At 54.9% G+C, this 11380-nt stretch carries 11 protein-coding genes; 2 read left to right on the forward strand and 9 right to left on the reverse strand.

The genetic code is table 11. From position 1 onward, the window contains the following. From VK738_08885 to VK738_08920, 8 genes are all read right to left on the reverse strand, one after another. Positions 1–345: prepilin-type N-terminal cleavage/methylation domain-containing protein (locus tag VK738_08885; protein ID HTD22755.1), on the reverse strand; the 345-nt coding region annotated here is incomplete at its 3' end. Between the two features lie 413 nt (positions 346–758). Continuing rightward, positions 759–2048 (reverse strand): dihydroorotase, encoded by a 1290-nt coding sequence (locus tag VK738_08890; protein HTD22756.1) that lies wholly within the window; start codon positions 2046–2048, stop codon positions 759–761. Between the two features lie 31 nt (positions 2049–2079). Next, positions 2080–3009 carry an aspartate carbamoyltransferase catalytic subunit gene (locus tag VK738_08895; protein HTD22757.1) on the reverse strand — a complete coding sequence of 310 codons (930 nt, stop codon included), beginning with the start codon at positions 3007–3009 and terminating at the stop codon, positions 2080–2082. A gap of 2 nt (positions 3010–3011) precedes the next feature. Further along, entirely contained in the window at positions 3012–3590 is a 579-nt protein-coding gene (gene pyrR / locus VK738_08900; GenBank protein HTD22758.1) for a bifunctional pyr operon transcriptional regulator/uracil phosphoribosyltransferase PyrR, read from the reverse strand. Positions 3591–3642: 52 nt separating this feature from the next. After that, positions 3643–4323 (reverse strand): zinc-ribbon domain-containing protein, encoded by a 681-nt coding sequence (locus VK738_08905; GenBank protein ID HTD22759.1) that lies wholly within the window; start codon positions 4321–4323, stop codon positions 3643–3645. 117 nt (positions 4324–4440) lie between these two features. Continuing rightward, positions 4441–5514, reverse strand: coding sequence for an MlaD family protein (locus VK738_08910; GenBank protein ID HTD22760.1), 1074 nt, complete (start codon positions 5512–5514; stop codon positions 4441–4443). 123 nt (positions 5515–5637) lie between these two features. Further along, positions 5638–8160 carry a hypothetical protein gene (locus tag VK738_08915; GenBank protein HTD22761.1) on the reverse strand — a complete coding sequence of 841 codons (2523 nt, stop codon included), beginning with the start codon at positions 8158–8160 and terminating at the stop codon, positions 5638–5640. Positions 8161–8334: 174 nt separating this feature from the next. Then, the gene (locus VK738_08920) at positions 8335–8712 is read right to left on the reverse strand and encodes a holo-ACP synthase (protein ID HTD22762.1); all 378 of its coding nucleotides are present in this window, start codon (positions 8710–8712) and stop codon (positions 8335–8337) included. A 150-nt stretch (positions 8713–8862) separates the two neighbouring features. On the opposite strand from VK738_08920, the gene VK738_08925 reads away from it, so the two are divergent. Then, the gene (locus VK738_08925) at positions 8863–9063 is read left to right on the forward strand and encodes a cold-shock protein (GenBank protein ID HTD22763.1); all 201 of its coding nucleotides are present in this window, start codon (positions 8863–8865) and stop codon (positions 9061–9063) included. Positions 9064–9695: 632 nt separating this feature from the next. Next, complete coding sequence (locus VK738_08930) at positions 9696–10496, forward strand: hypothetical protein (protein ID HTD22764.1); 801 nt, start codon at positions 9696–9698, stop codon at positions 10494–10496. 21 nt (positions 10497–10517) lie between these two features. Here VK738_08930 and VK738_08935 read toward each other — a convergent pair. Continuing rightward, positions 10518–11380 (reverse strand): carboxypeptidase-like regulatory domain-containing protein (locus VK738_08935; GenBank protein HTD22765.1); only part of this gene is annotated, 863 nt, incomplete at its 5' end.

Genomic DNA, 11380 nt, shown 5'->3' on the forward strand with positions numbered 1-11380 from the left:
ATTGGAGTTTGCCGCCACAAAAGCGTATCCGCTCTTGGGGGTAGCAGGGACTGCGTTCCCAAGTGCATAGTCAATCAAGCATGCATTTGTGCTGGGCGGGATTGTGCCGGTTGGGCAACCTGCCGCCGGGGACGCCAAGGAACTTAGATCCGGCGAGTAGGAACCGAACGAGGTCTGATACTGAATATCAGCCGTAGCGATGGTACGTGTGGCCGCCGCCGCTGCAGATTCGTTGGCCGAAATCCTGGCGCGAATCAAGTTAGGGATTGCGATAGCTGCGATGATCAGAATGATCGCTACCACAATCAACAATTCAATCAACGAAAAACCTTTTTGTTTGTGCATCCGAGTCCCTCTCTTTTATTCTTAGTTCGTGCTCTCCTAAGCTTGCTAATTACCGTCATCCCATCTCAGTTATTCGTGTCTTTAGAGGATGTACGTTTGTCCTACTTTGCCGATCATCGATCCAACACGGGCACTGGCCGATACGCCTGCTGCGTAACTTTTTAAATTTGGCGTCCTGTTAAGAGTTATGCCCCGAACTTGTAAAGATTTGTAAAGCTCTGGGCAGGATGAGGGGGAGTCATCCTTAAAAACTTTAGTTCGGTAAGGAACAATAAAGACGTTCCTAAGAACCTACACTTTCGTATAGCTGAGATGTGATTGATTTGTCAATTGTCTCTAAGGACATGTACCTGGCTGGGGCATGCTGTAACTTGCACCCGTTACATGGATCTTTATGTGATCTTTATGTCCGCTCAGGCCTGGTATTGGAATTCACCGCCCACGATAGTTGCAACCACTTTGCCAGTGAGCTGCCATCCGTCGAAAGGTGTGTTCTTCGATTTGGAAAGCGATTTTGCGGCTTCGAATGTCCACCGCTTTTTAGGATCAAAAATCGTTAAATCTGCGTAGGAGCCTTTAGCAAGTGTGCCGCGACCGGCGAGGCCGATCAGCTTCGCAGGGTTGGTGGAGAGCAATTCGACAATTCTAGTCAGCGGAATTTTATGTTCAAGATGCAGCTTGGTGATCACCAGCCCTAAAGCCGTTTCCAACCCAGTGATGCCGAATGGGGCGCGGTCGAACTCCACGTTTTTCTCGTGGGCGGCGTGGGGAGCGTGATCGGTGGCGATGCAATCGATGCCGCCGTCAGTCAGCGCCGCCAGCATAGCTTCGCGGTCAGCTTGAGAGCGCAGCGGCGGATTCATCTTTGTATTGGTGTTGTAGTCGCCCACGTCTTCATCGGTGAGAACGAAGTGGTGAGGCGTGATCTCGCAGGTCACGCGCACGTGCTCACGCTTTCCCCGGCGCACAGCTTTGAGCGCCGCCAGGGTGGAGATATGGGCAACGTGCAAGTGCGCTTTGGTTTGCTCCGCCAGGCGAATATCGCGTTCAACAACTCCGGCTTCGGCTTCCGCTGGCATGCCCCGCAAGCCGAGCCGCACGGCAGTCGCTCCGGCGTTCATCACACATCCCTTAGTCTGGCGTGTATCTTCGGCGTGCTGGATGACCGGTATGCCCAGCGCTGCCGCCGTCCGTAGCGCCTCACGCATGATTGCGTCGTCGAGAATGGGCTTACCGTCGTCGGTCACTGCCACTGCACCCGCGCGCCTCAACGCTTTGAAGTCGGTAAGCTGCTGGCCCCGGCTGCCCACTGTAGCCGCCGCAATGGGGAAGACATTTACGACCGCGCCGCGCTCGGGCGCCTGCATCCATTGCGTGATCTCGGCCGAGTCGTTGACCGGCGAGGTATTGGGCATGGGGCAGATCGAGGTGAACCCCCCGGCTGCGGCGGCTGTCGTGCCGCAGGCGATGGTCTCTTTGTGCGATTGGCCGGGCTCGCGTAGATGCACGTGCAAGTCTATGAATCCGGGAGTGACAATCAACCCGCGCGCGTCGAAGGTCTTATCCGCCCCGCCCCGGATTTTTCCTGCCGGCGCAATTTCGGCCACCTTATCGTCGCGCAGCAGGAGGTCGTGCACGGCATCAAGTTTTTGTGCCGGGTCAACAACCCGGCCGCCGCGGATAAGAAGCGATTTGCTGTGCATTTTCAATTACGTGTTACCCCTCCGGGGTTTGCTACCGGCCCAATGCTTTTGCCAGAATTGCCATGCGCACCGGGATGCCGTTGGCCACCTGCTCCAGGATGACCGACTGCGGCCCATCCGACACCTCGCTGGTCAACTCCATGCCCAAAATTGCTGGCCCGGGATGCATCACCAGCGCCTCCCGCTTGGCCAGGCGCAATCGTTCACTATTCAGTTGGTAGCGCGCGACATAGTCTTGAGCATCGAGCTGCAAACCGGCGAGCCGTTCTTTCTGTACACGCAGCATCATGATCACGTCGGCATGGCGTATGGCCTGCTCGATATGGCGGATCACAGTCACCCCAGCCGCCAGGGTGGCGCAAATATCCGGCGCCAATTGGGGCGGACCGCAGAGCGTGACCTGCGCTCCCAGGCGGCCGAGCAGATGGATATTGGAACGGGCAACGCGGCTGTGCAAGATGTCGCCGATCATGGCCACATGCAATCCGCGCAATCGTTTTTTATGCCGCAAAATGGTGAACGCATCCAGCAAGGCCTGCGAGGGGTGCTCGTGCATCCCGTCGCCGGCATTGATCACGGGGATATCCAAATGCCGCGCTGCCAGGTTGGGCGCGCCCGAAGAGGGATGGCGGATCACAATCGCATCAACCCCGGCAGCACGCAGGGTGCGGACCGTATCCACCAGCGACTCGCCTTTTTCAATACTGGATTCGGCCGCCGTCACTACAGTCGTTGTAGCGCCAAGCTTTTTCGCGGCCAGCTCAAATGAAACCCGTGTACGCGTGCTGGGCTCGTAGAAAAGCAGGGCAACGGTCTTGCCGCGCAAGAGAGAACTTGATTTTGCAGACCGCATGCGCTGCGCCAGCTTGAGCAACGCCAGGATGCGTTCCGTGGGCAGATGTTCAATATCCAGAAGTGAGTGGTTGGAGCTGACCCGTCGAATAAGAGGGGAGGCAGTCATTCCTAAGTATTAGGCTCCAATCGCTCCATGAGCAGAACTTTTTCGTTCTTATCGGTCTCCTGGAGCTTCACTTCAATGACCTCGTTGGTCGCGGTTTGCACCATGCGTCCGATGAAAGAGGCTTCGATGGGCAGCTCGCGATGTCCGCGGTCAATCAGCACGCAAAGCTGTACGCGCTGCGGCCGCCCGCGGTCGAACAGCGCATCCAGGGCGGCACGGATGGTGCGGCCGGTGTAGAGCACGTCATCCACCAGAATGATGTCTTTGCCGTTGACGTCAAATCCAATGTCGCCCTGTTGTACCACCGGGCGCGGGGCCACGGTAGAAAGGTCGTCGCGATAGAAGCTGATATCCAGCGCGCCCACGAGCAGGTCGGATTTCTCGATCTGCCGGATATGTTTTGCCAGGCGCTCCGCCAGAGGAACACCTCGTCGGCGGATGCCCACCAGCGCCAGGTTTCGTCCGCCATTGTTCTTTTCCATGATCTCGTGCGCCAGACGGACCAGGGTACGTTCAATTTCAGAGGCGGACATAAGCTGCAGTTTTTCCCGCAGCCGGGGTTCGGTACCTTGAGATTTCATGCCGCGCAAATCATAAACGAATTTGCCGTAGAAACAAAAATTTCACGGGGTCCTAACGGCGGCGGTTGGCAAGGTTGGCTCCGATAGCCCCGCCAATGGCGCTCAGAGCCAGGGTCAAAATGAGCAAAAATACGAAGCTTGTAATAACGATCACTATCAATCCGCTCGGGGAGAGCAGATATTGTACGACTTGTTGCGCTTGGGGGGTAGGATTGCTGCGCATCGCGGCGTCCAACTGCGCATGCAATTGCTGGGTGAGTGCCGGATCAGGATGGTGGGCCACATCCCATAAGGTATAGGGAAGCGCCGGTAGGCTGAACATCAAAAATCCAAAAAATCCGGTCAATAACCCGATGCCCGCACCCACTCCGGGAGAAATTCTCCGCTCAGGCACTTTGCGGCCATAGAGCTCGACCGCGAGCAACCCTGCCAATGGAACCAACAAAAGGACCGGGGTGAACCAAGATGATAACGCGAGCAAAACAGCAAGCATCAGCCCGGCGAGCGCGGCTTGTCTGCGGGCCACGTGCCGGTTAACGCTGATTCGTAGAGGGCCGTTGCCGGGAAGCTGTGCAGAAATTGAATCCGAAGCAGAATCCTTTGCCGTAGGATCATTTGTCGCCTGCTCTGCGCTGCCTCCTGGGCTCACACGGATCTGTGGAGCGCCGCACTGCCGGCAAAACGGCGAACCTTCGCCGACTTCAGTGCCGCATTGGTGACAGGGATGGCCCACGTGCTCCAAGGTACAGGACTTCTATCTTCGAGTCCAGATGGTGTGCAGTTACCGCAAGCTGTTTTACGACTTACAGGCACGGCCAAGCCGTGCCCTTTCAAAACACTACACTGATTTTTAGAAAATCTTGAAATGAATGGTCAGATACTTCTTGGGATTCTCTCTGATTGCCTGTACCAGGCTGCGCGTTTCCACCAGCATCTTGTCGGAATTGTTGTAGAGCGATGGATCCACGAACAATTTGCCCATGCTTCCTTTGCCCTCATTCATGTTGGTGGTAAGGGTCTCAAGGTTGGTCACCGTCTTATCCAGCTTGCGGGCAAATTCCTCGTCTTTGGCAATCTTGCCCAGGGCGCCCTTACCCTGATTGACCTCATCCATGAGCGCATTGGCTTTGGCAACCGTCTTGTTGGCGTTGTCATAAAGAGTTGGGTCTTTCAGGAATTTGCCGATTGTGCCCTGGCCCTGGTTCATTTCATCAATGATCTTGTTCAATTTATCCACTGAGGCGTTGGCTTTGTTATAGAGTTCGTCATCCATAATCAGCTTGCCGACGCTGCCTTTTCCGGCGTGGATTTCATTCACCATCTGCTGCACTTCACTGAGTATGGCATTCAGGCGGTTAAACATGCTGGGGTCGTTAATGAGCTTTCCAACCGTGCCTTGCCCCTGCTCGATGGCAGCGACGATACGATCAAGCCGGCGTACAAGAACGTCCACGTTTTGCAGCGAGGTCTGGCTGGCACGAACCACGTCCTTAATATCAGGCTGATTGCTGGAGGGCAATATATCGCCCTCTTCCGCCGGCCCTTGCTTTGCCTCTGAGCTGTTGATATCCACGTAGGTCTCGCCCAGCACGCCGGCCGTGCTCAGTTGGGCCGTGGAATCCTTACGCAGAAAATCATGGTAGCGGGTGTTGACCTTCAGCGTGACTTCCACCGGCGTCAGCGGCTTGCTGGGATTCACAATGATACGGACCACGTTGCCAATATCTACGCCTTGCAGCCGTACGGGTGCGCCGACCCGGAGGCCTTCCGCATTGTCAAAGTAGCTCCTCAGGTGAATCTGACGCGTGAAGATGCTGCTGGTGGAAGACATCAAGAAAATCAATACAATCAACGTGATCGTGGCCACAATTACGGTAATCCCCACCCGCAAACGGGACCATTGCAGTTGTGCTTGACTAGGCATATTCCTTGTTCGCTATTCCAAAGCTGAGGATTCCAAACTTCGGAATAAACCACCTTTTCTTTGAAATTCAGGGAATTGGCGAATCATAACATATTGCACGATTTCTACCGATGAAGTGCCCATTCAATGGGCCAACAATCCAGTCTGGAATGTTCTTACCATCATCATGGCCGCCAAATACGCGGCTGCGCCACAAGCCAGAGTCACCGCCAAGCCGAAGTGCACGGCAATCACCATGGCCAGCACCGATCCCAAAACAGAAGCGGCTGCGTTCATGGCCCATGCCCACTCGATGGCCCCGGCTTCCGTATTTTCCAAAGCCCGCAATCCGGTGGGGAAGGGCATGCCCATCAGAAATCCCACAGGAGCGAGCAAGACTGTGCTAACCAGCAGCTTCAAGGGAAGCGACCAGCCTACCAACGCCACCAGGATTTTGGGTAGCATAAAAATATATGCCGCCAGAGCAATCACGATGAGCAGCAGCGGGAAGCGGACCCTGCGCCAGTCAGCGATCCAACGCCGGGCCGCCAGGCTGCCGGCGCCGCTGGTCAGCATCATCAGGAAAACAACCACGGTGAGCGCATATGTAGGATGGCCGAGAAACAGAACAAAGCGCTGAATCATGGTGATTTCTACAATGATGTAACCCAGTCCTACGGCGATAAAGTAAAGCAGCGGCCTCACTCCTGCCACACGTGCGCTGGTATGGAAGGCGAGGGGCAGAACCAGGAATGCCAGCACAGCCAGCACCGATATGCCCAGCAGCATGAAAAGAACGGCCACCCCCAGATTGACCTTCCAATCAATGCCCGTCCGGATAGGATGAAGAACTCCCTGGAAGAGCCTGCCCGTCTTGAAGGTAAAGAAGAAAAACGGAGCATTATCGTAGACCGGCTTTATGTTGTAGGCATACGCTGCAAAGAAAGAATCGTGCGGATTTGCTTGCAAGGCCGCAGAGCCAGCTTCCGCGCCCGGGTCGGCATCAATAAGATCATCAAATGGCCGACGTGCTTCGCTGGCGGCATAGGAAGTTTTGCCGAGCGCCTCTTCGCCCGAGTAGCAGGATGTAGGCGCCGGATTCTGGCGGCAAACATCTTTGTCTGATACCAACGCAAAAAGATGAGCCGCATGCACCAGATGAAGGTTTTCAGTTTCATTGATATGCGCCAGCACGGTCTGCACCTCTTCTGGCGTAAACGGCGTCTTCTTGGCCAGTACAGTTACCGGCCGTCCGTCGGTGTTTAGTTCTCCATCTGCCACTACGATGAAGTGGTTTCTAGGGTCCTTGACTCCCATTTGTCTCAGGGCTTCCATCGCCTGCGAGACCACACGCAACGCCTCTCGAGGTTCTTTGAACTCCCAGCGGGTGATGGCAATCATGCCGTTGGGTTTGAGGTGGTCAAAGTACTCCTCAAAGGCTTCTACGGTGTAGAGATTGTTTTCGCTCAGTGCGAATGCGCCGGCAGCGGTCGAGGCCCAGGTATCCACCAGGGTCATCTGCAAGACATCGTATTGGTCCTTGGAGTTGCGGATGAACGAACGCCCGTCGCTTACATACAGATGTACCTCGGGGCGCTCATACAGATGATAGGCAAAATCAGCAAAGCGGCCACGCATGATGTCGTTAGCGATGATGGGATTGATTTCAATGGCGGTCACACTCGGACTGCCGCCCACCAGGGCGCGCAGCACGTCTACGCCGCCGCCGGGGCCGATGATGGCGAAGTCTCCATGGGGCCGCAGGACATTCACGCTCGAAGGCGCCGCTGACATCAGGTCTTTGCGCCAATCGGGGTCTTGCCATAGGGCTGGGTCGGCATGCGTGAGTGCAGTGGAGGCATCGGCGTCAATCACGATGTTCTTGAAGCTGACAAAGTTGTCCACTTCGATGCGCGAGATGGCGTTCCATTTGGAATATTCCGTCCATGACCGGAAACGGCGCACGCCTTTGGCATACACAATGTCTGCCAGCCGTCCATGGGTCGCCAGGTTGACGACAATCAGAAGCAGAACAAAGCCCGCGACGAATAGCGGCTTTTTCCTGCTGGCCGGGGACCACAACGCCCCCGCTCCCGCCATGGCCGCCGCGGAAAATAAGATCACATTGGGGCCGCCAATCCAGCTCAACAGCAGCACTACGGCCAGGCAGGCCAGCGCGCCACCCATCAGGTCGGCGCCGTAAAGCTGCGAGATCCGCGCTCGCTCGCGTGCAAACACCAATGAGAAAAGCAGCCCGGTAAAAAAGAATGGGACCGTAGCAAAAAGATATATGACCGTGAGCCGCAGAAAATTGAGCCCATCCAGATTTAGAAAGACCGGGACCCGTAGCACAACTTCCAGCATGACCAGCATCATGAGTGCGCTGGCTATGCAGATGCGAGGAGCCAGATATTCGGTTTCATATCGCTTGAGCGGCTCTCTGCGGATATAGGCAAAAACGCCCCCTGCGCCCAGCCCCAGCAAAGCGATGGAGATGGCCAGGAAGGCAAAGTGATAGAACAGCACCACGGAAAATAGCCGCGTCAAGGACAGCTCCAACAGCAGAGTTGCAAAACTGACCGTGCTGATGGCGGCGGTGAGTGCAGTTCTAGAGATCTTGGATGTAGAGGTCTCGATGGGCGGAGTTAGCAGTTGTGATTGCGTCATGAATGAATTAAGTAATTTAGTAATCCGGTAATTTTGGTTTATCGGCTAGGTGAAATGCCAAGCTTATAACCAAAGCCATCAATTCTATCAATTCGCCTCGGCGGTTAGCCCAAATTACCCAGTTCTTCAATGACCCAATGACTCGATGACCCGATTTTTCAATTACCCAATTCTTCAATTCTCCAATATGACCATAGCAATCGCCTGCTCCGCCGAATGGGAGATGGAGAGAGAGACATGCTTGGCGCCCAGGCGGGCGGCATGTTGGGCGGCAGCACCGGAAAACACAATCATCGGACGGCTTCCTGGCACGCGCCGAACCTCTATCTGCTGCCAGGTGACTCCCTGGCGCAATCCGGTTCCCAGGGCCTTCATCGCGGCCTCTTTGGCAGCGAAGCGCGCCGCAAGGCGCTCGGCCTTATTACGCTTGGAGCAGCAATATTCGATCTCCAACGGCGTGAAAACCCGCCGCAGAAAGCGCTCGCCAAAGCGTTCCAGGGCCTCGGCCACGCGTCCAACTTCGGTGATATCAACCCCCGTTCCCACAATCATTTCTACTTTGCCTTCCGCACCCTGTTATGTATACTGGGGTGCTGCTTTGAACGAAGTTTTAGTACAAGGAAGTACCGCCTTACAGCGACACCTGCCTGCACTAGCCTTTGCTTCATCCAGCCTAAATCAACAAGAAGGAAATGCAACACAATGGAACAAGGAACAGTAAAGTGGTTCAATGATGCCAAGGGGTATGGTTTTATCAGCCGACAGAATGGCGAGGATGTATTCGTACACTACTCAGCCATTCAGAACGAGGGCTTCCGCAGCCTGAAGGAAGGCCAAGCCGTGCAGTTTAACGTCATCAAGGGACCCAAGGGCTGGCAGGCAGAAAACGTCCAGGCTCTCTAAACGTTTTCAAGGTTTGCAAAACAAAAAAGGCGGCCCCAAGCCGCCTTTACTTTTTGATCGGAGAAAAGCAAAGACTTCGCCGCGGATGAACGCGGATCAACGCTGATTTTCGGAGGATTTGTGGGCCCCCACTTGCTGGCAGGTGTTTTTGGGTCCCAAAACCGCGTCGGACCCGCGTCATTATTGGCGAAAATTGATCTGGGGTGGGAGACTAGCTGCTAGTCCTCAGTACCAGTCTTCAGTCCATAGTCCTCAGTCCTCAGGGTCCGGAATCCCGATGGGCAAATGAATTTTCAAAGAGCTAAATGGGCCACAAAGGCCCCGGCATTCTTGAATGCCGTCTGCTTTCTTTTGCAGTTGTTTTTCATAGACAACCGGCATCTGGCAACTGCTTCTCGATGATGGCATGCAGTTTCTAAGGAAGCAATGTTTTGATATCAGAGTGATATCAAAACGGCGGCCAGACGAGGGGTTATCGGAATCACAGGCTAACGTCTTCCAGGCCCCGGATATTCGTCAACCAGCGATTTGGGAACTCTGACTTTGGTCTTAAAGTTAGATGAAACTGGCACAAAAGTAACCGGAGCAGGCATTTGGTAAAATTGCGGCGTAAAAAGAATCGATGTTGAGCCGTGAACCTCTTTGGAAAGTTGAATCCAATTCGACAGGGTGCTGTTTTGCTGCTCGTCCTTTGCGGGCCAGGGTTCGCCTCCATCGCCTCGGCAGACTCCTTCGACACGCCACTGGAAAACAAAGTTGTGGATTTCGGTCCATCTCCCTACCGTCCGGCAGAGAATGTTCGAATTAAGTTGTCCTGTTCTTTTTATCCGACGTTCATGGTCAAAGAATATGACGAGGGAGAAAAGGGCGCAGAGTGGCTGGCGATTGTTCCCATCGAGAAGGGAGCGGCCCCGGAGTGCACCAAGTCTCATGTCCAGGGGGAGCGGGTTATCGAACCAAACGAGTGGAGCGGATATTTCATGGGAGTGAAGGGGAATCTAGTGTTCTTTGATGCTGCGGACGGCTGGGATGGGGGGATGCCATTCGTTATCTACGATGCAAGAACCAGAAAAAAGATTTTTGAGGACTCGTACTTCTACGCGGGCATGTGGAACGAGAAAGTTTTTGAGGATTCAGTCTTCAACAATATGCGGGTCGAGCCCGCTCCAGACGGATGGCCCATTTTGAAATACTTGCGCGTGGTCGGAACCGAGTGCGACATCCATTCAAACAAAAAGTCCTGTTGGGAACCGATCAGAAAGAAGCTTGGGGTGAAAACCACCCAAAAGCCAGTTTGCACCGGCTACGAAGAGATTGAGCGCATTCACAGCTGGGCGTCCTCAGCGCTCGCCTATCCCGTTGAGGTCTCTCTCTTCCCGAAGCCAACTACCAAGACTATCGCCGGCCCGGTCAAGTGCTGGCCAGTCGACTAGGGCTATCTTGCAAGCCTAGGTTCAGCGCGGTCCTGAGTTCGGCAACGGAAAGTCGATATTGTTGCGCGTCTCGGCTTTGCCAAGTTCTATAACGGTGGCTTTTTCCCTGGTCCGCACACCAGGATAATAAACGCGGGATCGCCACTCGGGAGTTTCTGGCTCAGCCCGCATACCGATGCCGACGAGGTAACGGCCAGGTTCCAACCCTCTTGCCTCGAAGTATCCGTGCTCATCCGCATAGAATGATTGGAAGTGTTCGCCGCCCTCCGACTCTACTTCGACCCACGGGTGGATCTTGAAAGGCTTCCCATCAGCGGACCTGACATGGCCAGAAATACCGCCATCCGTGTGAAGTTCGAACTCAAAAGCGGTGCAGCCCTGCGCGTGAACCGTTGTAGGGCCTTCCTCTGCCCATAACCCTTGTGCGGTATTGGTGCTCAGATCGTAAGAGCCAGAAGGCAGCGGCTCAAATTCGTAGTTTCCATCACTATTCGTTAGAGCAGAGTACTCAAGGCCGTCTGACACTCGCTTCGCGATCACTTTGTGGTTCGGAACCGGGACTGACGTGCTCCATCTTGTGCCATCTTCATTGACATTCTGAACCTCACGGTACAGGTATCCCGAGATGAGCCCTGAATCAGTCATCGCTGCCAGACGTCGAAGCGTGGTGATGGCGGTCTGCGCATCGGCAATCGGTTTGCTGGGGCTGCCATAGTTCAGCAGGAGTTCTTTGGTCTTGTCGTCACGCCACAAATAGAAGAGCCACTGGTCGCCCGGGAGGATCTCCGGAAGACAGTCGCCTTGGTTTGTGGTCACCTTCAGTTGGCTTGCAGCGTCACCCAGAAAAATCTCCTGGGGCATTAACTGAAGGAGCTTCTCGCTAT

The sequence above is a fragment of the Terriglobales bacterium genome (assembly GCA_035487355.1).
Classification (GTDB): Bacteria; Acidobacteriota; Terriglobia; order Terriglobales; family Acidobacteriaceae; genus QIAW01.